The organism is Parapedobacter luteus (assembly GCF_900168055.1).
Taxonomy (GTDB): Bacteria; Bacteroidota; Bacteroidia; order Sphingobacteriales; family Sphingobacteriaceae; genus Parapedobacter; species Parapedobacter luteus.
Genome location: NZ_FUYS01000014.1, coordinates 65,212 through 87,761, shown reverse-complemented (window position 1 = coordinate 87,761; position 22,550 = coordinate 65,212). Strand labels below are relative to the sequence as shown.

Annotated in this window: 16 protein-coding genes; 9 read left to right on the top strand and 7 right to left on the bottom strand. The window is 50.4% G+C overall.

What is annotated here, in order from left to right; genetic code table 11:
* The first annotated feature begins 100 nt into the window (after window positions 1–100).
* Together B5X72_RS20670 and B5X72_RS20665 are read left to right on the top strand one after the other, a co-directional pair.
* Window positions 101–2,038: an alpha-L-fucosidase gene (locus B5X72_RS20670; RefSeq protein ID WP_245827026.1), complete on the top strand. Its 1,938-nt coding sequence runs from the start codon at window positions 101–103 to the stop codon at window positions 2,036–2,038.
* Between the two features lie 12 nt (window positions 2,039–2,050).
* Entirely contained in the window at window positions 2,051–4,369 is a 2,319-nt protein-coding gene (locus B5X72_RS20665; protein WP_139378785.1) for a glycoside hydrolase family 95 protein, read from the top strand.
* 13 nt (window positions 4,370–4,382) lie between these two features.
* Here B5X72_RS20665 and B5X72_RS19035 read toward each other — a convergent pair whose 3' ends face one another.
* The 6 genes from B5X72_RS19035 to B5X72_RS19010 all read right to left on the bottom strand — a co-directional run bounded on the left by B5X72_RS19035 (window position 4,383) and on the right by B5X72_RS19010 (window position 12,322).
* Window positions 4,383–5,846 carry a glycine--tRNA ligase gene (locus tag B5X72_RS19035; protein WP_079718516.1) on the bottom strand — a complete coding sequence of 488 codons (1,464 nt, stop codon included), beginning with the start codon at window positions 5,844–5,846 and terminating at the stop codon, window positions 4,383–4,385.
* A gap of 120 nt (window positions 5,847–5,966) precedes the next feature.
* A complete protein-coding gene (locus B5X72_RS19030; protein ID WP_079718515.1) occupies window positions 5,967–6,725 on the bottom strand; it encodes an SDR family NAD(P)-dependent oxidoreductase in 759 nt (252 codons plus the stop codon).
* A 17-nt stretch (window positions 6,726–6,742) separates the two neighbouring features.
* The gene (locus B5X72_RS19025; protein ID WP_079718514.1) at window positions 6,743–7,840 is read right to left on the bottom strand and encodes a DUF2891 domain-containing protein; all 1,098 of its coding nucleotides are present in this window, start codon (window positions 7,838–7,840) and stop codon (window positions 6,743–6,745) included.
* Window positions 7,841–7,895: 55 nt separating this feature from the next.
* Window positions 7,896–8,957: an AI-2E family transporter gene (locus B5X72_RS19020; RefSeq protein WP_079718513.1), complete on the bottom strand. Its 1,062-nt coding sequence runs from the start codon at window positions 8,955–8,957 to the stop codon at window positions 7,896–7,898.
* 36 nt (window positions 8,958–8,993) lie between these two features.
* A complete protein-coding gene (locus tag B5X72_RS19015; RefSeq protein ID WP_079718512.1) occupies window positions 8,994–9,761 on the bottom strand; it encodes an enoyl-CoA hydratase/isomerase family protein in 768 nt (255 codons plus the stop codon).
* 29 nt (window positions 9,762–9,790) lie between these two features.
* Window positions 9,791–12,322 (bottom strand): DUF5686 and carboxypeptidase-like regulatory domain-containing protein, encoded by a 2,532-nt coding sequence (locus tag B5X72_RS19010; RefSeq protein ID WP_176146269.1) that lies wholly within the window; start codon window positions 12,320–12,322, stop codon window positions 9,791–9,793.
* A 215-nt stretch (window positions 12,323–12,537) separates the two neighbouring features.
* Here B5X72_RS19010 and B5X72_RS19005 point away from each other — a divergent pair, with 215 nt between their 5' ends.
* The 7 genes from B5X72_RS19005 to B5X72_RS18970 all read left to right on the top strand — a co-directional run bounded on the left by B5X72_RS19005 (window position 12,538) and on the right by B5X72_RS18970 (window position 21,958).
* On the top strand, window positions 12,538–13,602 hold the full coding sequence (locus B5X72_RS19005) for a hypothetical protein (protein ID WP_079718528.1): 1,065 nt from the start codon (window positions 12,538–12,540) through the stop codon (window positions 13,600–13,602).
* A 497-nt stretch (window positions 13,603–14,099) separates the two neighbouring features.
* Complete coding sequence (locus B5X72_RS18995; RefSeq protein ID WP_079718509.1) at window positions 14,100–14,780, top strand: response regulator transcription factor; 681 nt, start codon at window positions 14,100–14,102, stop codon at window positions 14,778–14,780.
* Window positions 14,781–14,790: 10 nt separating this feature from the next.
* Window positions 14,791–16,149, top strand: coding sequence for a HAMP domain-containing sensor histidine kinase (locus B5X72_RS18990; RefSeq protein ID WP_079718508.1), 1,359 nt, complete (start codon window positions 14,791–14,793; stop codon window positions 16,147–16,149).
* A 62-nt stretch (window positions 16,150–16,211) separates the two neighbouring features.
* A complete protein-coding gene (locus tag B5X72_RS18985) occupies window positions 16,212–16,424 on the top strand; it encodes a Sec-independent protein translocase subunit TatA/TatB (RefSeq protein WP_233632762.1) in 213 nt (70 codons plus the stop codon).
* Window positions 16,425–16,435: 11 nt separating this feature from the next.
* Complete coding sequence (locus B5X72_RS18980; RefSeq protein ID WP_176146267.1) at window positions 16,436–17,728, top strand: TolC family protein; 1,293 nt, start codon at window positions 16,436–16,438, stop codon at window positions 17,726–17,728.
* 25 nt (window positions 17,729–17,753) lie between these two features.
* A complete protein-coding gene (locus B5X72_RS18975; RefSeq protein WP_079718506.1) occupies window positions 17,754–18,839 on the top strand; it encodes an efflux RND transporter periplasmic adaptor subunit in 1,086 nt (361 codons plus the stop codon).
* Entirely contained in the window at window positions 18,836–21,958 is a 3,123-nt protein-coding gene (locus B5X72_RS18970) for an efflux RND transporter permease subunit (protein ID WP_079718505.1), read from the top strand. The genes B5X72_RS18975 and B5X72_RS18970 overlap by 4 nt, the downstream gene beginning before the upstream one ends.
* Here B5X72_RS18970 and B5X72_RS18965 read toward each other — a convergent pair.
* Window positions 21,955–22,521, bottom strand: a complete 567-nt coding sequence (locus B5X72_RS18965; RefSeq protein WP_079718504.1) for a DUF4256 domain-containing protein — start codon at window positions 22,519–22,521, stop codon at window positions 21,955–21,957. The genes B5X72_RS18970 and B5X72_RS18965 overlap by 4 nt on opposite strands.
* Window positions 22,522–22,550 lie beyond the last annotated feature (29 nt).

The following is a 22,550-nucleotide window of genomic DNA, read 5'->3' as shown; positions in this document are numbered from 1 at the left end:
ATTAAATTATTTTTGTAAGGTCGGCGAACTACGGTGGAAAGCGTTATCTTTACTCCTCAAACAACAAACCACTATTAGCATGATGTCTCGCAACTTTATAATGCTTACGGTACTATGCGTGGCACTGAGTATCGGCTTGGTTGGATGTGATCAGCCCGCTGTCAGCATGAAAGACGAACCTACGCCCTACGGCCCCATACCTACGGAAGCCCAACTAAACTGGCATGAAATGGAAATGTATTGTCTTATCCATTTCACTCCTACTACGTTTCAAAACAAAGAGTGGGGTTTCGGTGATGCACCGGCAAGCTTGTTCAATCCGCGGGATTTCGATGCCAATCAAATCGCAGCGGCCGCAAAGGCCGGCGGATTTAAGGGATTGATTTCAGTGGCCAAACATCATGACGGTTTTTGCCTATGGCCTACGAAAACCACTAACTATAATATTGCTAATAGCCCTTGGCGTGACGGCCGCGGAGATATGGTCAAAGCATTCGAGAACGCGGCGCGCAAGCAAGATCTCCAGTTTGGCGTATATGTATCGGCGTGGGATCGCAACCATCCCCAATATGGCGATGCCGAGTATGCCGATGCTTATCGTGAGCAATTGCGTGAATTGTACAGCAACTATGGACCATTGTTTATCAGTTGGCACGACGGTGCTAACGGCGGTGATGGCTACTACGGCGGTGCTAATGAAACGCGCCGAATTGACCGGTCGACCTACTATGAATGGGAAGAAAAAACTTGGCCCATCACACGTGAGCTACAGCCTACGGCGGTGATTTTTAGTGATATCGGGCCGGACGTGCGATGGGTGGGCAATGAGAAAGGCATTGCAGCTGAAACGTCGTGGGCCACCTTTACACCCATAGCTCCTGATGGGAGTAAACCTGCTCCCGGCCATATCGATGAGCAATTCTTGGGAAGCGGGCAGCGCGATGGCAAGTATTGGATTCCTGCGGAATGTGACGTGCCGCACCGCCCCGGATGGTTTTACCATCCTGAACAGGACCACCAAGTAAAGACTCCGGATCAGCTTTTTGACCTTTACCTTAAAAGCGTAGGCCGTGGGGCAGCCTTCAACCTCGGGTTGGCTCCTAACACCGAAGGGTTGTTGCATGCCAACGATGTTGCTTCTTTAAAGGGGTTTGGTGAAAAACTGGCAAAAACCTTCGCTGAAAACCTGGCTTCGGACGCATCATTAAAGGCGTCCAATATACGGAAGGGGCAGGAGGGACATTTCGGGCCGGCCAACCTGTTGGATGACGACCGTTATAGCTACTGGGCTACAGACGATGAAGTCACCCAGCCCGAACTTATCATCGAGTTGGAAGCTGAAGCGTCCTTTGATATCATTCGCCTACGCGAAAATATCAAGTTGGGACAGCGTTTGGATAGTGTGTGGGTGGATGTCTGGCAAGATGGAAATTGGCGGCCGTTGGCTATGGCAACAAGTGTTGGCTCCAACAGGCTTATTCATTTGGATGAGCTTATCACCACAGAAAGGCTGCGGTTACGCTTATTTGCACCTGTGGCCGTGGCATTGAGTGATTTTGGTTTATTTAGGGAAGCGGACGTCACCTTCGCCATGCAGGAGGCGGCGCATAAGCGTATCGACCCTTCGCGATGGAATATGGTAGCGGGCGGGCTACATGGAGGCGATCCGCTGCTGGCGGTGGACGGTAAGCCGGAGACGTTTTGGCTGACCAGCGAGGTAGACTTGCCTAAGTCCATTAGCGTAGATATGGGTAGGCAAGAAACCATTGCAGGTATCGGTTATCTCCCCCGACAGGATGGAAATATGGAAGGGCTGATAAGCCGCTACGTGTTTGAAGCCAGTACAGACAGCACCAATTGGGAAGTCGCTTCAAAAGGTGAATTTTCCAATATTGTCGCCAATCCGATTTTGCAATATGTAAATTTCGGCAAACCGGTGCGGGCCCGCTATTTTCGGCTTACGGTAGAAGCCGTAGCCAACGCAATCAACAACCGTTCCGCGGTGTCAATTGCGGAGTTTGAAGTATACAACCATTAGTCGCTTGTTGATATGAAGAAATACGGATTGGCTTTAGCCGGTATTATCACCTTCACGGTATTATCAGCAGAAGAAAAACCGTTGCAGCTGTGGTACGATAAACCTGCTTGCCGTTGGGAGGAAAGCCTGCCATTGGGTAATGGCCGTTTGGGTATGATGCCCGATGGCGGCGTGAGCGCTGAAAAGATAGTGTTGAACGAAATCACGCTCTGGTCTGGTAGCCCGCAGGATGCAAACAATTACGAAGCACATAAGCGTGTGGGTGATATTCAAAAACTATTATTGCAAGGTCGAAATGATGAAGCCGAAAAGCTGGTAAACGCGAACTTTGTGTGTGAGGGGGCTGGCAGTGGCCATGGCAATGGGGCCAATGTGCCATTTGGATGCTTTCAGACGCTCGGCGAACTGCTTATCCAATATCACCATGGAAAAGGGGAAGTCCAAGGCTACCGCAGACAACTGGATATCACGACGGCTGTTGCTGCTACCATGTACCAAGTGGCAGACGTCGGTTTTCAGCGGGAGTATTTTACCGCATTTGAAGGCGATGTCGGGATCATCCGGCTTACAGCAGATCAGCCGCAGGCCTTGGACTTTTCGGTAACCTTGGCCCGGGAAGAACGGGGCACAACCACGGTGATAGATAATGAATTGCGGCTTTCTGGAGTGTTGAATGATGGCTACGGACGGCAGGGCATGCAATATCTTGCCCGTATACGCATCCAACATGAGGGAGGCAGATTGGTCAGGGAAGGCAATGCGCTGCGGGTGGTTGGAGCTGACGAAGCCACACTGTATTTTTCGGCCGCAACAGATTTCAGGGACAATTCGTTTGCCTCACAGTCGGCCGCTCTTTTGGCTACAGCAATGGTACAACCTTATAATACGCTGAAGGAAAGTCACGTCGCTGCATTTCGGCAGTTGTTTGATAGGGTGTCTTTAACGTTAGCTGGTGGAGTCGCCGCTGATATTCCTACCGATGAGCGCCTAAAACGTTTTTTTGAAAATCCGGCAAGTGACAATGCCTTTGCTGCGTTATATTTCCAATATGGGCGTTACTTAAGCATTAGCAGCACCCGTCCGGGCCTGTTGCCGCCCAATCTTCAAGGGTTGTGGGCTCATCAGGTGCAAACGCCTTGGAATGGCGATTACCACCTTAACATCAACGCGCAGATGAACCATTGGCCAGTGGAGGTGAGTAATTTGTCTGAATTGCACGGGCCTTTTATTGATATGATTAAGGCCGTTGCCCAAGAAGGAGCAAACACAGCTAAGGCTTACTATGATGCGCCTGGGTGGGTATGCTATATGATGACCAACGTATGGGGTTATTCGGCTCCTGGCGAACAGGCGTCATGGGGGGCTAGTACCGCGTCTGGTTGGCTGTGCAATCACCTTTGGGAACACTATCTTTTTACCAAGGATACAGCCTATCTGGCCGATGTTTTCCCGATTTTAAAGGATGCAGCTCGCTTTTATCACCACACGCTCATCAGGGAGCCGCAGCACGGCTGGTTGGTTACAGCTCCTTCTGTATCGCCAGAAAATGCTTTTATCATGCCGAATGGCAATCGGGCAAGTGTGGTTATGGGGCCGACGATTGATAATCAAATTGTACGCGAACTGTACGGCAACGTGATTGCCGCAGCGGAAGTATTAGGGGTAGATGACGTTTTTGTGGATACCCTACGTAATAATGTGTCCAACCTGCCACCGCCCGTACGGATAGGCCGTGATGGCCGTGTCATGGAGTGGCTGGAAGAATATAACGAGCCTGAGCCGCAGCATCGTCACGTCTCTCACCTTTATGGCCTGTATCCAGCGGCCTTTATTTCTCCACAGACCACGCCCGAGTGGGCCGAGGCAGCAAGGAAGACCTTACTGGTAAGGGGGGACGAAGGAACGGGATGGAGCCGGGCTTGGAAAATCTTGTTTTGGGCGAGATTGCAGGATGGCGATCATGCCTTGGAGATCTTGCGGCAGTTGCTACGGCCGGCGTTTGGTGAGGAGACGGATTACAGCGGAGCTCGCGCCGGAACCTATCCCAACTTATTTTGCGCACATCCTCCATTTCAGATTGATGGCAATTTCGGTGGTACGGCGGGGATTGCTGAGATGTTGTTGCAGAGTCATGCCGGATTTATCCACCTTCTGCCGGCATTACCGCCTGCGTGGGCTACGGGCGAAGTGAAAGGGTTGAAGGCACGCGGCAATTATACGGTGGATATTACGTGGAAGGACGGGAAAGTGGTAGATTATCGTATTCACTCCCCTTCCGGTAAGCCGGTAGACGTTATGGTAAATGGCCGGATAACATCTACCGGTGGATGAACGACCGATGGCTTTATAGGTTGCCCAGCAGGTTTTTCCAACCAACAAGATCGCCAACGATTTTCTCCAAATCGGCCGTAGCCACGCGCTCCTGCTCCATACTATCACGGTGGCGGAGCGTCACGGTGTCGTCTTCCAATGATTGATAATCGACCGTAATGCAGAAGGGGGTACCGATGGCGTCTTGTCGCCTATAGCGCTTGCCGATGGAATCTTTCTCATCATACTGTACGTTATAATCAATTTTGAGCCTGTTGAGAATTTCCCGAGCCTTGTCGGGCAGACCATCCTTCTTGGTCAGTGGAAGTACGGCGGCTTTTACTGGTGCCAAGGTTGGATGGAAGTGCAATACCGAACGAGAATCCTGCTTATCGGCAGTACTTAAATCCTGCTCTTCAAAGGCATTGCACAGCACAGTCAGAAATAATCGATCCAAGCCGATGGACGTTTCGATCACGTAAGGCACGTAATTCTGATTGATTTCGGGGTCAAAATATTGCAGCTTCTTACCCGAATATTTTTGGTGTTGGCTAAGGTCAAAGTCGGTCCGTGAGTGGATGCCCTCTACCTCTTTGAAACCAAACGGAAATTCGTATTCGATATCCACCGCAGCATTGGCATAGTGGGCGAGCTTGACATGATCATGGTAGCGGTATTTTGCTGGATTGCCGCCAATAGCGAGATGCCATTTCAGGCGGGTTTCTTTCCATTGATTGTACCAATCGAGCTCTGTGCCGGGCCGCACAAAAAATTGCATTTCCATTTGCTCAAACTCGCGCATGCGCATGATAAATTGGCGGGCAATAACCTCGTTGCGAAACGCTTTGCCAATCTGCGCAATTCCGAAAGGAACTTTCATCCGGCCGCTTTTTTGTACGTTCAGGAAATTGACGAAGATCCCCTGAGCGGTTTCCGGCCGCAAATACACCGTTTCAGCATCTTCAGCCGATGCACCCATTTGGGTGGAGAACATGAGATTGAACTGCCGTACATCTGTCCAGTTTTTGGTGCCTGACAACGGGCAGACTATATGATGTGCTTCGATAAGTGCTTTGAGCGTAGGTAGGTCGTCGGCGTTCAGCGCAGCGTCGAGGCCGGCCTGTAGTTGTTGGGCTTCTTCTTTTTTGCCATCCGCTTCATAGCGCGCAATTTTGTCTTCGATAAGCTGGTCGGCCCGGTAACGCTTCTTCGAGTCCTTATTGTCTATCATGGGGTCGTTAAAGCCGTCTACATGCCCGGAAGCCTTCCACGTCGTGGGATGCATGAAAATGGCGGCGTCAATACCCACTATGTTTTCATGGAGTTGCACCATGGATTTCCACCAATAGGTTTTCAGGTTGTTTTTGAGTTCAGCGCCCAACTGCCCGTAGTCATACACGGCGCTCAGGCCATCATATATTTCGCTTGAAGGGAACACAAATCCGTATTCCTTGGCGTGTGAAATTACGTTTTTGAAGAAATCGTCCTGTTTGCTCATAAGACGGCAAACTTAGATAAAATGCTTCGCATTCGCGAACACATATTCAACAAAAATGAGCGTTGCCGTTGTGGTTATTCCCAATTAATCGATTGGCGGTAAACCGGGGGTGCTGTCGGTTTAGTGAACATACGAGCCAGCATTGATATCAATTGTTGCGCCGGTGGCATGGTCTGCCAATCCCGAGCACAGTAATGTCACCATTGGTGCAATATCGCCAGGTTTCGTGAGATGGGGCAATGCGATATCGTTCAGTGCATAATCCTCGCCATATTGGTTCATGAAGTCTTGTGCCATATCCGTGCGGGTAAAGCCGGGCGCTACAATAAACGCTTTGATGCCTTCCTTGCCATAGTATCGGGCGAGTGAGCGTGTGAAACCAACAATCGCAGACTTTGATGCGGCATAAGCCAGGTAGTCCGGAGTATCGCCGCGGAATGCCGCACGGGAGGAGATATTGATGATTCGACCATTCTTACTGGTCCTTGCATGCTCGACAAACTCCTTACAGATGATGGCTAAGGCATTGAGGTTGATGTTGATTGTTTGGTGCCACGCTGCCAACCACTCGTCCGTGGGACAATCGTCAGGAACGGACAGCGCGATGCCCGCGTTATTGACAATGGCGTCGATCCGGCCGTACATATCTACCAGCCTAGGGATCCATCCTTTCACGGCCTCAAGGTCGGATAGGTCGCATGGCACCAAAGCAGCATCGCCGGGCAGATTGTCCTTTAATCGTTGGGCGGCTATCTTGTTTTTATGATAGTGCAGTAAAACGTTTGCTCCCGCTTGGGACAGTTGGCTTGCGATGGCTGCACCTATCCCTCGCGAAGCGCCGGTAACCAAAATGCGTTGCTGATTGAGTGAAACCTGCATGAATCAAAAACGAGTATTTAAAGATTATGTTGAGCGGTAAGTGCGTATACAGCAAAGGAAGCCAGCCAATGTTCGCCCATGTAGTCGCCACTGGCGACATGGGGCAAGGCAACTTCCATATGCGCCTTGGCCAGTGCTGTCAGGCGTTGTTCGTTTTTGCCCGAATGGCGGGCGATGCCATACAAACACCATGCGCGGCTGAGGTTTAAACCGTCAAGGTGTACGAGCTTGCCATCGGTACGGTCACTTACTGTACCCGGTTCAAGGTCGAACGATTTTTTTGACAGCTGAGGAAGGAAATCTTTCAACCACTTACGGTATTCGGCGGCGGGCAATATGCGCCACATCAAGTCTGCCTCTTCGAGACAAGGACTCAGGAAGTCTGCGCCGCCGGGTTCCCAGTTAAGTGGGCAGCCTTTATCTTTCGCGTAGAAACGCATTGCCGTCTGATGAATGACGTCCTGAAGTCCTGCATCACCCATTTCGGCGGCGTAGTCATAGGCAAGCCTGAGTCCAAAGGCAAGGTTGGAATGTTCGCCCACGCGAATAGCATAGTTCATTTTGGGCAGGTATTCCTTATATGACTGGGCCAGCACGTTGGCTAGCGGTTGGAGGTTTCGACTCAATTGTTTACCAAGCGAATCTTCCCATGACAGGAGTTCCGTTTGAAGCTGGAGCAGCCATGCCCAGCCATACGTCCGTTCGAAGCTTTTATTGAGTCCCTCGAAAAGCGCCACTTCCTTTGCAATATTTGTCGCTGAAAGGTTTTCTGCAAGTTTATGCCTTATCGAGGAGGCTTCCGGCAGGTCGGGGAACAATTTCAGCAACCGAACCAGCATCCAATGGCCATGTACACTGCTATGCCAGTCGAAGCACCCATAGAACGCCGGATGATACTGCATGGGCTCTTGGATAAGCGTAGTATCGGTAAAAACAACTCCTGTTTTATAAGGATAGGCCTGCTGCATGCAAGCCAGAGGCAATTGAGCAAGATGTGACGCTCCGGCAGGTGTTAGTTTAATGGTATCGCCGTCCGACAGGTAGTGGGCCGGGCCTTGGGCAAAGCTAATATGACAAATACACGTCAGCAAGAATAAGAGGGTGGTGTTGCGCATAGTCGTTGTTGGGATATAGCACCAAAGATAGGGTTGCCCGAGCAATTAAAAAAATTTAGCTACGTGGAGGCCGCGGGTCTTTCACGACAATTTCTTTACCTAAGGCGATTTCTTTCTTACTCGCCTCATAAATACGCACAGTAATGAGGAAATACGACAGGAGAAGTGGACCATATACCAAACCCATTACACCAAATAGCGGCAAGCCGATAATGACGCCAACCACGGTAATAATGGGATGGATATCGCCTACTTTCTTGGCTATCAACAGACGCAAAAGGTTGTCGATGTTGATGACAATAACAAATCCATACACTAGCAACCCAATTGCGCTTACGTTGTTGCCTTGGGTGAAGGCAATGATGGCGGCAGGCACGAAGATAAGTGGTGGTCCGAGTAGGGGGACAAACGAGAGAATGGCGCATATTACCCCCCAGAACAGTGCATCATCAAAACCGAATATCCAAAAACCAAGGGTGAGGCAGCTTCCTTGCACCAGTGCAATAAGGGTCTGGCCCAATACATTGGAGTATGTAATGTTGCGTAGTTCGTGGCCAAATCGGACCGCATTTTCAACGTTGAAGGGCGAATAACGAAGGAGCCCCCGTTCGAAACTCCTGAAATTGACAAAGATAAAATACAACAGGAAATACATCACGGCGATGTCCAGGAAAAGGCCTGCAGCACCAGTGAGCAGCGAAGTAACAAGGCTCCCCAAGTAGGAAGCGCTTCGCTCCAGTTGCTCCTGGAGCAGATCCGGTTTGCCTAATTTGTCGCCAGCAAACTCATTGATGGTGTTTGCGATATTTTCAATCCATTCAGGATTTTTGACCAAGCTAACTATCTTATTGGTTAGCATGGCGCCAATCCCCATAAAAGGCAATACAATAATGAGAAAAGAAATAACGATGATGATCAACGCGGCGAGCGGCCGACGCCATTTCAGCCGCTCCACCAGCCACCTGTTAAGTGGCCTGAATATCGTGTACATGACCATGGTGCCGAGTAGTGCCCCAAAGATATCCCTTACGGCGTATAGGATAATTGCCCCCAATACGATTAGAAGTACAAGGATAACGGTATTCCGCTCTTTCTGATTGAATACAGTATAGGACATACATCAAATTGATAACAATACCCAAATAACGCCCTATTAGAAGTTTGGTTTTCGCTTCTCCAAAAACGCAGACACCCCTTCCTTGAAGTCCGGCGTATCAAAGCACTTGCCGAATTCCTTGATCTCCGTTTCGAACCCGTGTTGTGGGAGACCGGCATTAACGGCCCGGATGGCCGCGGCAATCGCATTCGGCGAGCGCGAGGCAATGCGCTGAAGCATATGGGTGGCCTTGGGAAGTAGATCGGCAGGTTCGACCACATAATTGACCAGACCCGCCCGCAATGCTTCATCAGCGGATATCATATCTCCGGTAAGGATGATTTCCATGGCTTTTCCCCGCCCTACCAACTGGGTAAGACGTTGCGTACCGCCGTAGCCAGGAATCAAGCCCAGCGAAACTTCAGGCAATCCCAGCTTGGCGTAAGTGGTTGCGAGGCGAATGTGGCAAGCCAACGCCAGTTCAAGGCCGCCGCCTAACGCGTAGCCGTTGATGGCGGCTACGATGGGTTTACTGGCATGGTGTATGATGTCAAATACGTTTGTTTGCCCCTCCTGAGCCAACTCGCGCCCCTGCACCGCATTGAAAGTTGCGAATTCCACAATGTCTGCTCCAGCCACGAAGGCCTTATCGCCGGCTCCGGTAAGAATGATTCCCCGCACGTTGGGCTCAGCCAACGCATCCTTAACTGCTTCATGTAACGCTGCAAGCGTTGGTTTATTCAATGCATTCAATTTCTCAACTCGATTGATGACGATATGCCGTATCTGGCTTTCGTCGTGGACCAATAAGTTTTGGTATTTCATAGCCTTTGCAGTTAGACGTTTGACGTAAACTAAAAATCTACTTTCACACTGAAGCGTACCCCGCCTTTATCGATATCGGGATGGTCAAGGTACGACAATCTCCGGACATATTCTAGCCGAAGTATGTTTAAGATGTTTTCCAGACCGACGCTGGCTTCCATATAGGGTTTCCTCGTCAGTACAAAGGTTGTGGCGCGACCCTGGCCATCTGTCGGTAGTAAGAAGACATCGGGGTTGTTTTGCGGGTGATTTTCCGGTCGCACGTTGCCATATAGGAGCTTAAACCCTGCTAACTCCCGCATTTTTGTCTTTTTCAGCAATGGGATTTTGTTGAGGATGAATCCATGCAGGCGGTGTTCGATGTTCAGTTTGATGTATTGGTCGCTTACGAATTCGAGGTTGTTCATCAGGCTATAGGCATCCGGCGTCAATACGTAGGTCTGGTTGGCATTGGGGATGTCCAGCAGTGGATAAGGTACCGTTCCGAAAATATATCCGGTGCCTACGTTTATATCGGCGAGGCCCAACTGGGAAAGGAACACCCGTTTGAAGACATTCAATCGTAGCGCATGGTAAGGATATTCGCCGCCGAAAATGCCCCTCAATCCCATATTATACCGTAGATTGAACACTGGATATTCGTTAACTATCGGCGTGCGTTCCAAATTGCGTTGGAAAAACTCTTCATTCGGAGCCCAGCGTAGATCAACGCCGAGTTCTGATGTCCGCAGTGCATTAAGGGTATCGGCAGAAGCGCCTGCGGTGACGAAATGCAGCTGTGCGGCGGGGGACTGCCGTTGTGTAGCAATGAACGTTTGCAGCATCACATGGTTGCCAAATTCGATAACGTGGTTGAACCGGAAGGCGTGATGATACAACCAGTTGCGCTGTTCACCGCTGCGAAAGGAGCGGGTGAAGCTATCGCCGTTGCGGAATCCGAGCAACTGGCCGGGTTCTCGCGCATCCTGGTGATATGTCGCCTGCAGGTAGTGAGCCGGATATTCGCCTACGCGACGGCCATTAAGTGTCTGAGCAACGGCTCCAAACACCTTTATTCGGTTGTCGCGAAATCCGTAAGCCGTGTAGGCCTCGCCATACAGTTTCTCGGAAAATTGCCTGGTCGTTCGGCCACTCAACCTCACCCGGCTGCCTTCAAGGTCGTTGTGGCTGTATGAATATTCCAATGGCCCAAACTCTATCGGCCCCGCATAGAGAAAGCTCTGGGAGACGAGATATCCCACTTTCAATGTCTTGCGGAAAGCCTTGTTATGTTGAAGGCTATCGATGTTGGCGTATGTCTTGCCCTCCACCTCCGTCAATTGAATTGGGCGCATGTTCTGCCATTCGCTTTCCGTCTTGTGCTCCGCATCACCGGCTTTTACCCATTGCTGGCCACTAAAGGTGCTTGGGGGAATAGTCGTTTCTGTATCATAATTATCATAAGCCAGTGTGCGTTGGCCGAACGCACCGCGCTTACCTTCAAACAACCCGAAATTTATTTGCACATCGCTATAAGCCAACAGGTAAATGCCATTGTGGTGGCGATTAAAGCGTAAGGATATTTCAATTTGGTTTACCCAGTTGAGGTTGGCGTGATGATCTATCCAGATGTCAGCGCGGCGTATTCCAAAGTTACCGTCGAGCGTTACTTGCAATTTGCCTGAAAATAGGCGGTCCTCCTTGTTGCGAGGTACGAACGTGAGTTCCACAAACTGGCCTTCGGCGTTGGAGATCGTGTCGGTAATGAAGAATTTATAGAACAATGGCGCGGCATCCGCCGTAGGGCCAAGAAACGGCTTGTTCAGGATTAGGATATTATTTTCGTAAATATCAATATCGGTATGGATAAATTTGAAGTAGGTCTCAATATTTTGGTTGTTGACATATCGTTGGTCGAGTTCGGTCTTTTTATGAGCGGTTACAATGGTTTTTGTAGCTTGTGGGTGCAATCGTTCATAACGCTGTGATAAGCTTTCCTCAAGGTATATGGGTAGTAGGGAACGACCGGGGACCAATGTGGTGTCTACATTTTCAAAAGCAAACCGGTATCCCCGGGTAAGCGCATTATTGGTAATCGACTTCGGTAGATCGCTTACCGCCATCATGATTTTTTCGTACGCATCAAAGGATACATAGTCAAATCGCGACAGGCGATTTACGCGCTTATGCGCAATTACTTGTCGAATGAGATCAACAGCTGGATTATTGCGATTACGGTAGCGCCCTTTGCCGCTTACTACTACTTCATCGAGATGCTGCGCATCTTCTTCCAGCGCGGCATCGATGGTTTGCGATACTCCTGGAATGAGTTGTTTGACAATGGTCTTATACCCCAGCGCGCTGAATCGGATAGCTGTTGCCGGCGTGTTAAGTTGCAGCCTGTAGCGACCCGTACTGTCAGTTGAAGTGCCCGTAGGAGAGTTGACCAGCGATATTGTGACCCCGGTGATAGGGGCTCCTGTCGATTCATCGGTTACTGTTCCGTTGACGGTTGTTTGAGCCAACGCGATGGATAGGGAAATGACCACTCCCATCACTGCCAGCCATGCCTTCATTATCATAACACTGCTGCATGCTCTGCTCATAAATACCCCATTGACGCCTTTCGTCCAACGTATACTTAACGGTTTTAAACTTGCCCAAGATACAATTTGTTGAGCATGTTTAGTACAAAAGTTCGGTTTCTGTAATGACCGTCATCTCGCCATGGGTGCGCTTTCGGATTATTTTGCCTCAAGGTATCAAACAAGCCGCCGTTTTGTGTTTATTTGTGGCAATGGATAAGATGACAATCAGACTTTTTAGTGCGTTGGTCTTAGCGCTACTGTTATCGACGTGCCAGTCCGTCAGCAACAGCGGGGCTATGGTTGGTGGTAGCGCATATGCCGCAGACACCCTGTCGGCCTATGCGGTTGACGCCGTTGATACCGCGTCTTCAGGGCAGTACAAGTACACGGCCGTCGACTCGGCGGCCTATCATGTGGTACTGCACGAATTAGCCAATGGCGATTCTACAGGCCGTTGGCCCGTCGCTGCTCAACCTTTACCTTCACGGGGTGCTATCTTGCCCCACAAACGCATTGTGGCGTTTTATGGCAATTTGTATTCCAGCAGGATGGGCATTCTGGGCGAGCTTCCGCCGGATGAGATGCTGGGTAAACTCGACAGCGAAGTGGCGCGGTGGAATGAAGCTGATCCAGCAACGGAGGCTATTCCTGCGCTTCACTATATTGCTGTAACCGCACAAGGTAGCGCGGGCAGGGATGGGAAATATCGGTCACGCATGCCTTTTAGCCAGATCGATTCCGTACTTCGTATCGCCGAAAAGCGAGATGCTCTGGTGTTTTTGGATATTCAGGTCGGTTTCAGTACCTTGGCTGATGAGGTTCCCCGGCTGGATACATTTCTCCGGATGCCTCATGTACACCTGGGAATTGATCCGGAGTTTTCAATGAAAGACGATTTGCCTCCCGGAAAGCGCATAGGCCACTTCACATCAGCTGATATCAACTTTGCTGTGCGGCACCTGGCTGAGCTGGCCCGTGCACACGGACTGCCGCCGAAAGTGCTTGTTATACACCGCTTTACGCAGGGGATGATCCGGGACTATCAGCAGATCAAGTTGCAGCCCGAGGTGCAATTGGTCATCGACATGGATGGGTGGGGCGCTCCCGCGCTTAAGAAACACACTTATCAAAGCTATATCTACCGAGAGCCGGTACAGTTTACAGGGTTTAAATTTTTTTATAAAAATGATCTGATTAGGCCGCCCCATCGAATGATGACTACCGAAGAGGTCCTGGCCTTGGTACCCAAGCCGATTTATATTCAGTACCAGTGATGGGACGAAAAGCTGTCATCTAGTGCGGTTCGTTTCCAAAAGGGCAAACACGCCCTCATTCTCTAATATCCACAGCCCGATGCGATCGTCTGTAATTCCTTCGCGTAGACGGTAATCAAACACGGGGATCCCCCTCTATATTGGTAGGGATGCCGAAAAAGATATGGGCCGATCGGGACGTTTTAGGTAGTAATCTACGAAATCTATTGTTGTCTTGTCCAGTGTGAGCTTTTCCAAGTTGTCCATCAAGAACCTGATGGTTGCCATACGTGCTTGGAGCTGGCTGCGGTCTGCAAGTGGCTTACGGAACAAGCTGCGCAATGCGTCCTCGCCGCCATAAGTCACGGTTTGGTTAAAACATCCGAATACGCTGCCCGCCCCTCGTTGAACAATTGTAAATCGGCGAGGGTTTGTTTGTCGATATGAAAGTCGTTCATACAACAAATATACACGGCCAAAATTGGATTTGGTCATCCCGAACGCTAACTTTGGCCATAATGAATATTCTGCTCATTGAAGACGATAGCCGCATTAGCGATTTTGTGGTGAAGGGATTGGAAGAAGTAGGGTACAGCACTGCGCTGGCTACCTCAGCAGAAGCCGCCCGGGAGCTGGTAAACACGCACGATTGGGACGTGATCCTGATGGATATCATGTTACCCGGTATAGACGGCGTGCAGCTCACCAAGCTTATCCGCTATCGGCGCAATCAGACTCCCATCCTGGTGATAAGCGCATTGGATGGCCCCGATGACAAAGTCAACGCATTGGACAGCGGAGCCGACGATTATTTGGTGAAGCCTTTCCACTTCAAGGAGCTGCTTTCTCGTATCAACGCCTTGGTTAGGCGATCCAAATTGGCCCACCAGTCAGACAGTAAGGTATATCGTAGCGGCTCACTCACCGTCAATACAGCCGAGCACGCCGTTCGGTTGGGCGAAGATCGGGTTGAATTGTCTCCCAAAGAATATAAACTGTTGCTTTACTTCCTCGAGCATCCGGGCCGGGTGTTGCCACGTGCGCAGCTACTGCATGCGGTATGGGGAATAGACTATGACAACAGTACCAACGTGGTAGACGTGTACATTTCGTACTTGCGTGCAAAAATAGAGCGCGGGGGTGTAAAATTCATTCACACAATCAAAGGTACTGGATATCTTTGGAAAGAACCTTTATAAACCATACCGTATGACCATTCGTAACCGGCTCACGCTCATTTCATCGCTTACCTTTGGGGTGGTGTTTACACTTGCGGCCTTTGCGGTTTATTACACCTTCCATGTCTCCTCCGAACGTATTATCTTCAGTGAGCTGCAGAAGACCGGATTACTGTCGGCCATGTTTTATCTGGAAGAGGACGAATTATCGGCACGTGAGCACAATCGCATACGGACAGATTTCGAAGTCGAAATGCAACAAACGGATGTGAAGGTATACGACAGCACAAACCGGGTCCGGTACGGCAATGGCCACTCGATGGAACAGGTTGTTCCGGCTGCTTTGCAACGCATTCGGGATGAAGGGCGGGTACGGTTCAAAACGGGAGGGTATTATTATTACGGCCTCTACTATCCCGACAACCAAGGCGACTTCGTTGTGGTCGTTGCCACAAGCAATGTTTTTTTCGCGTCGCAAAGCAACCAATTACTGCTCATGATGGGGATTGCGCTGGCAGTAGGCCTGCTAACTATTTTTCTGCTCAGCTATTGGCTTTCGCGGATAGCCTACCGGCCCATTTCTGCCGTCATCCATCAGGTCAACCAATTGCAGGCCGACAATCTTGAAACCGCATTGACGTTGCCAAAGACCAAGGATGAGCTGCATGAACTCGTTAGCACATTCAATGGATTACTGCTCCGCTTGGCTGATACATTTGTGATCCAAAAAAATTTCATCAACTACGTTTCACACGAATTCAAGACCCCGCTGGCTTCCATCACCGGAAATCTCGAGGTTTTTGCCCAGAGAGATCGCTCCCCTGCCGAGTACAAAGAAGTCAGTCAGACCGTATTGGCGCAGGTGTCGCAATTGGAGCGCATCTTCAACAACCTCATGATACTTGCCGGGCTACGCAACAATCCAGCAGACAACACGGCTTACCGCATCGATGAGCTATTATGGAATGTATTGGATCGGATTTTCGATAAATGGCCGGAGGCCAAGCCGCTACTGCGTGTGGAGGTTTTGGTGCCCAACCCTGACAAGCTGTTGGCCAAGGGAAATGGTAATCAAATGCAGATGGCGGTATACAATCTGATCGACAACGCCGTTAAATATGCAAATGGCCATCCCGTGGTCGTAACGCTTAGCCAACAGGACAAATGGTTACAACTCACCGTCCAAGATAACGGAACGGGCATCACTCCCGAAGAATTGAAACACGTGCATCAACCATTCTACCGAGGAAGCAATGTGGGCAATACGAAAGGGAGCGGTATCGGGCTGTCGCTTGCCGTACTTATCTGCAAACAAAACGGGGTCTCGTTTTCCCTGGCATCGGAGATTGGGCGAGGGACTACCGTCACATTGGGCTTTAGTCAACTTTAACCCCTTTCTAAGGCATTTCTAATGTTGCGGTTTTACTTTTGTCGCAACTCAAAATGCTGATTATGTTTTACGAAAAAACCATGTTGTTGGGCATCATGGGCATCGGCGGGCAAGAGCTACTTTTAATAACTTTTGCCTGTTTGTTGCTCTTCGGCGGTAAGAAAATCCCCGAACTGATGCGAGGCCTTGGCCAGGGTGTACGAGAGTTTAAGCGGGGACAGGAGGAAGCGCCCCGTCAGGACGTGGCTGACCAACCGACTGAACAGCACTCATGAGACGCTATTGCATGAGAACCTATTTGTATTCGGTTGTGGTAGCCTTATGCTGCCTTACGGCGGACGCTCGCGGACAATCGTCTGCTGACACGCTGGTGATAAGCCGTGCAGAAGCGGAGGCTGTTTTTCTGCAGCGCAACCTGCAATTACTCGCGGGCAAACTGGAGATCGACGAAGCAAAAGCAAAGGTAATACAAGCCAAGTTGTGGCCCAACCCAACGCTCTCCATCGGCGAGATCAATCTCTGGTCCAATGCTGGTGCAGAGGCGCTCGGTCGCCTATTTGGAACGTGGGGCAACCATGCGCAGGTGGCAGTGGATATCGAACAACTCATCCAGACTGCGGGCAAGCGTAAGAAAATGATAGCTATCGAGGAGACAGGTGCAGCGATTGCCGAACGGAACTTTGAGGATTTGTTGCGAAGTCTCAAGGTTGAATTCCGGTCACAGCTGGCCCAACTTTACAATACGCAGCAGCGGATGAAGGTGTACGAGGAAGTACTCAACCAGCTAAGACGGTTACTTAACGGCTATGAGCGGCAAGTGGCGCAGGGCAATGTCAGTCGCAGTGAGTACATGAGACTAAAGGCATCCGAAGTGGAACTCATGAAAGTTATTGATGACATCCGCAAAGAAAACGGAGTGGCACAACGGTCGTTGAAGACATTGATGGGAATACCGCAACAGGGAATGCTGGTACTGGCAGATGAACACCTGCCGGAAATACCCACAGCTGCCATCCAGATGTTGGATGCCGGCACGGTGCAGGAGTGGGCACAAGCCCATAGTGCCGAGCTGGCCGCTATCGAATTGGGAGCAACCTTTGCGGAGCATGAGTTGAGCTACGAGCGGGCCCAGCGTGTACCGGATCTTACATTAAGCGCCGGCTATGATCGCGGGGGAAATATCATGCGCGATTTCATTGGCCTGGGCTTATCGATAGACATCCCCTTTTTTCATCGTAACCAAGGTAATATCAAAGCCGCCCAAGCTAGGCTCGAACAAAGCCGTCTGCGCGCCGAAGACAAAAAGAATGAAGTGGCAGGCATGGCTATCCAAGCGTGGAAGGACCTGTTGGCAATTATTGCGCGAAAGGAGTATGTAGGCGCGCAATACGATGAGGATATGGGCAAGCTGCTGGCCGGCTACCATAACAGTTTTGCGCAGCGTCACATCAGCCTGCTTGAATACCTGGATTTTTTGGAAGCCTACCTCGCTACCAAGGATATCCTCTTAGACACCGATACTGAACTGCTTTCCCAATATGAAACCTTACGGTACCATGTAGGCGACCAGCTCCCCTAATTGCTTTGATAAACAAAATATAACCATGATACACACCATAAAACTATACAGTTGGATAATGTTGTTGCTCGTGATGGCTTGCGGCCGACGCATGCAACTCGTGGAAGAAAAGCCGGAAGGCTTCTGTCTAAGCGACAACCTGCGCCAAGAACTGGTGCTGGATACCCTGCACGAGCGTACCATCACGCAACATGTGACACTGACCGGCGAAGTCTCGTATAACCCCGATAAGGTTGTGCAATTCGTCAGTTGGATAGAGGGCGTGGCTGTGCAGACCCATTTTTCCCTCGGCGACTACGTGAAGCAGGGCCAGGTGCTGGCGACCATCAAAAGCCCCGAGCTTAATACCATGCTCGCAGAAAAAAGAAGCCTACAATCTCAGCGCCAATTGGCCGAACGGGAATACACCGCCGCACGCAGCATGTACGACGATAATATTTCCGCTGAGCGGGATCTCATGCAAGCAAAGTCGGTTCTCGAGAAACTGGACGCTGAGCTTGCGAGCATTGAGGCTAATTTGGCGCTGTTCCATCCCAATCCGGCGCAGGGCGTTTTTGAAATTCGCTCGCCGGCCAGCGGCTACGTTGTCGAAAAGAATATCAATCCTGGTATGCCCATCAACGACGGGGACAATCTGTTTACCGTGTCTGGGCTCGATGAAGTATGGGTCATTGCCAATGTTTATGCCACGGACATGCAATTTGTACAGCATCACATGGATGCCGAGATACGAACGCTGGCTTACCCAGGAGAGGTATTCCGCGGACGCATATCAGCGCTTCCTCAAGTGTTTGACAACAACGAGCGGGTGCTCAAAGCCCGGATAGTGATTCGCAACGATGATTTGAAGTTGAAACCAGGCATGTCTGCCGACATTGCTGTCGAGCGGCGGGACCGCGGTACAGCGGTAGCGCTGTCTGCGGATGCGGTCATCTTCGATGACAACCAGTATTTCGCCGTCGTATACAACAGCGATTGCGATCTGCAATTGCGGCGGATTTCGTTTGCAGCGCGCGACAATCAGTGGTATTTCGTGGAAGAAGGGCTCGAGGCAGGTGAGCGTGTTGTCTCCCAAAACCATTTGCTTATCTATGAAAGGATTAAGGGATGAAGAAATTTGTTCAAGGTATCGTCTCCTTCTCGCTCAAGAATACATTTATTGTCTTTTTCTTTACCGCCTTGCTATTGGGTGTGGGAGTCTATTGCCTTGTGCATACCCCCATCGAAGCTTATCCCGATGTGACCAATACACGAGCGCGTATCATCACGCAGTGGCCGGGGCGTAGTGCCGAGGAAGTTGAGAAATTCGTTACCCTGCCGATATCCAAGGAGGTCAACACCATCCCCCGCAAGGCAGAAGTACGCTCCATTTCGCTATTTGGCCTTTCGGTGGTTACGATCATTTTTGAGGACGATGTAGACGACTTCTATGCGCAGCAGTATGCTTCTAACCGCCTGCAGGGTGTTGATCTTCCTGAGGGGGCGGCGGCCGATATTGAGCCTCCTTCCGGCGCCACGGGAGAGATTTTTCGTTATGTGGTAAAGAGCGAACTACCCATTAAAGAAGTCACGGCAATACACGATTGGGTCATTGAGCGGGAGCTGGTGGCCGTGCCTGGTGTGGCCGACGTTGTCAGCTTCGGCGGGGAGGAAAAAATCTACGAAGTTAAAATCAACCCCACGGAGTTGGTCAATTACGATCTGTCGCCATTGGATGTATACGAAGCCGTAAGCAACAGCAACATCAATGTTGGAGGCGATGTGATCCAACGCGGCGACCAAGCCTATGTCGTGCGGGGTATTGGCCTACTCGACAAAGTTGAGGATATTGAAAATATCCTTATCACGGTCCGGGGCAATACGCCAATTTTGGTAAAGCATGTGGCCGAAGTTGAAATATCGGCCAAGCCCCGGCTCGGACAGGTGGGTTTGCAGGACGAAGACGACTTGGTGCAGGGTATTGTCATCATGTTGCGGGGTGAAAATCCCGGAGACGTTATCGCCCGATTGAAAGAAAAAATCACCGAGCTCAACGAGCGCATTCTGCCTGTGAATGTCCATATCGAGCCGTTTATTGATCGTACGGAGTTGGTAGGTGCTACCGTGAATACGGTGAGCAAAAATTTGCTTGAGGGCATTGTGTTGGTCTCCGTTATTGTGTTCATTTTTCTCTTCAATTGGCGCACCACGGTCATTGTGGCTTCCGTTATCCCCTTGGCATTTCTCTTCGCCATCATTATGTTGCGTATTCAAGGCTTACCTGCCAACCTCATTTCGATGGGGGCTTTGGATTTCGGGCTCCTATTGGAAGGTACGCTGGTCATTGTAGAGAGCGTCTTTGTAGGGATGCAAAAGCGCGCCGAACTGGTTGGTATGGAGCGGTTCAATAGCTCCATCAAACTGGGCATTATCAAGAAAAGTGTAGCGAGTGTGGCTACTTATGTGTTTTTTGCGCAACTCATTCTCATCGTAGCCCTGTTACCGATCTTTTCCTTCCAGAAGGTGGAAGGCAAAATGTTCTCGCCCTTGGCCTTTACGCTCGGGTATGCCTTGTTGGGTTCGCTTATCCTCAGTCTGACCTACGTGCCGGCCATGTGCAAGGCGCTACTTCGCAAGAATATACGGGAAAAGGAAAACTTGATCTCCAAAGCATTTCACCACGGGGCCTCGTGGCTGTTTGCGTGGAGCCAACGTCGGCGATGGCTTACCCTGTGTGGGTTTGCCCTGCTTTTGGTCGTCTGCATCGTACGCTTTTTATTCTATGGCTCGGAATTTATTCCCAATCTCAACGAGGGTGCCATCTATGTGCGGGCTACCCTGCCCAATAGCGTCAACTTGGATGAGTCCGTACGCCTGGCCCAAGAAATGAGGCGAAAGCTGCGGACATTTGATGAGGTGAAGTTCGTGATGAGCCAGACCGGCAGGCCTAACGACGGTACAGATCCAACGGGATTCTTCAACATTGAGTTTCACATCCAGCTCCATCCCGAAGGGGAATGGCAGCGGCGCATCAGCAAAGAACAACTGCTTGGCGAAATGCGTAAGGAGTTGGAGTCCTACCCAGGCATTAACTTTGGATTCAGCCAGCCCATCCAAGACAATGTGGAAGAATATGTAGCTGGCGTAAAAAGCTCGTTGGTCGTCAAGATTTTCGGCGAAGATCTCTATCAACTGGAAGACTACGCCGGTCAGGTCGAAAGGGTGCTTAGTACCGTCCCGGGCATCACGGACCTAAAAGTATACAAGAATATCGGGCTGCCAGAATTGCGTATTCAACTGCATGACCATAAGATGGCTCGCTATGCCGTTAATACCGCTGATGTACAGGCTGTGGTGGCGATGGCCATTGGCGGGCAGGCAGCTACACAATTCTACGAAAACGAACGGATATTTGATGTGCGGCTCCGCTTCCAGCGTGAATATCGTGATGATGAGGAAAAGATAGGCAACATTTTGATTCCTACGATGGATGGCAAGTCCGTCCCTTTACGTGAGATAGCTACCATTGGTTTTCATACCGGCCCCGCTTTCATCTATCGGGAAGGCAGCAGCCGTTATATCGGCGTAGGTTTCAGCATTGAGGGGCGCGATTTGGGAAGCACCATCGCTGAAGCCCAACATCGCGTGGCGGCAGAAGTAAATCTCCCGAAGACAAACAAGATTGAATGGGCAGGCGAATTTGAGAGCAAGGAGCGGGCAACTCGCCAATTGGCAGTGGTTGTGCCGGTGGTGCTGGTGCTTATCCTCTTTTTGCTGTACTTTAACTTCGGCAACTATAAAGATACCTTGGTGGCCGTAGGTGCCATCCCTTTTGCCTTCATTGGCGGGTTTCTGTCGCTGTGGATCACCGGTACGGTATTTGGCATATCGGCGGGCATTGGATTCATCATCTTATTCGGCGTCAATACCATCAACGCCATCATCCTCATTGCGGTGATGAAGGAAAATTTGCTGCGTAGAAAGTTGCCGCTGGCTGAAGCAATCCGTCAGGGTGTGGACAGCCGCATACGCCCTATCGTCATGATCGCCTTAATGGGATCGATGGGCTTACTGCCTGCTGCTCTTTCCACGGGTATGGGATCGGAGATTCAAAAACCCTTGGCCATTATGATTGTAGGAGGGCTTCTGGTTTGTATGCTGCTTTCATTTACCGTACTTCCTCAGCTGTTTTACTGGATGTATCGTAGCCAAGAAAAGGAAAATAACATGCCGCCTCACCTTGGACACTAAACCCGCAGTGCGCCACGAAACCCTCTGACACCGTAATAGGAGTCGGCGCCATTATGATATACGAAGACACGGCCGAAGCGGCGATCGCAAAAGATTGCCCCGCCGCGTCTTCGGATATCGGCCGGTGTTTTGACCCAGCTTGATGTTTTTAAGTCAAACTCGCCGAGTTGCTGCAACTGTCGGTACTCTTCTTCCGTCAAAAGTTCGACACCCATGGCGGCCGCCATATCCATAGCGCTCGTTGCCGGTTTATGCATTTTCCTTGCCTCCAATGCTTCTCGATCATAGCAAACGCTTCGGCGGCCTTTGGGGCTTTCTGCTGAGCAATCATAGAAAATATACTCGTCCGTCTTCTGATCATAGCCCACGACGTCTGGCTCACCTCCCGTTTTTTCCATTTCATGGAGCGACCAGAGCTTTTCAGCATTGGCTGCGAGCCTCGTATGCACATCGGCCCATTCAAGACCTTCGTGGCGGTTCCTGTTTTTCTCAAAACGTGCCTTTAAAATGCCGAGCAACTCGTCCCGCTGACCAGGTGATAATTCCTTTTGATCGTTTTTCATTATTGTGCTGTTTGTCGTCTTTGCTGGTG

Excerpts from the sequence above, each read along its gene's own strand:
- B5X72_RS20670 (WP_245827026.1), top strand. The coding sequence starts at position 101 with ATGCTTACGGTACTATGCGTGGCACTGAGTATCGGCTTGGTTGGATGT.
- B5X72_RS20665 (WP_139378785.1), top strand. The coding sequence starts at position 2,051 with ATGAAGAAATACGGATTGGCTTTAGCCGGTATTATCACCTTCACGGTA.
- B5X72_RS19035 (WP_079718516.1), bottom strand. The coding sequence starts at position 5,846 with ATGAGCAAACAGGACGATTTCTTCAAAAACGTAATTTCACACGCCAAG.
- B5X72_RS19030 (WP_079718515.1), bottom strand. The coding sequence starts at position 6,725 with ATGCAGGTTTCACTCAATCAGCAACGCATTTTGGTTACCGGCGCTTCG.
- B5X72_RS19025 (WP_079718514.1), bottom strand. The coding sequence starts at position 7,840 with ATGCGCAACACCACCCTCTTATTCTTGCTGACGTGTATTTGTCATATT.
- B5X72_RS19020 (WP_079718513.1), bottom strand. The coding sequence starts at position 8,957 with ATGTCCTATACTGTATTCAATCAGAAAGAGCGGAATACCGTTATCCTT.
- B5X72_RS19015 (WP_079718512.1), bottom strand. The coding sequence starts at position 9,761 with ATGAAATACCAAAACTTATTGGTCCACGACGAAAGCCAGATACGGCAT.
- B5X72_RS19010 (WP_176146269.1), bottom strand. The coding sequence starts at position 12,322 with ATGATAATGAAGGCATGGCTGGCAGTGATGGGAGTGGTCATTTCCCTA.
- B5X72_RS19005 (WP_079718528.1), top strand. The coding sequence starts at position 12,538 with ATGGATAAGATGACAATCAGACTTTTTAGTGCGTTGGTCTTAGCGCTA.
- B5X72_RS18995 (WP_079718509.1), top strand. The coding sequence starts at position 14,100 with ATGAATATTCTGCTCATTGAAGACGATAGCCGCATTAGCGATTTTGTG.
- B5X72_RS18990 (WP_079718508.1), top strand. The coding sequence starts at position 14,791 with ATGACCATTCGTAACCGGCTCACGCTCATTTCATCGCTTACCTTTGGG.
- B5X72_RS18985 (WP_233632762.1), top strand. The coding sequence starts at position 16,212 with ATGTTTTACGAAAAAACCATGTTGTTGGGCATCATGGGCATCGGCGGG.
- B5X72_RS18980 (WP_176146267.1), top strand. The coding sequence starts at position 16,436 with ATGAGAACCTATTTGTATTCGGTTGTGGTAGCCTTATGCTGCCTTACG.
- B5X72_RS18975 (WP_079718506.1), top strand. The coding sequence starts at position 17,754 with ATGATACACACCATAAAACTATACAGTTGGATAATGTTGTTGCTCGTG.
- B5X72_RS18970 (WP_079718505.1), top strand. The coding sequence starts at position 18,836 with ATGAAGAAATTTGTTCAAGGTATCGTCTCCTTCTCGCTCAAGAATACA.
- B5X72_RS18965 (WP_079718504.1), bottom strand. The coding sequence starts at position 22,521 with ATGAAAAACGATCAAAAGGAATTATCACCTGGTCAGCGGGACGAGTTG.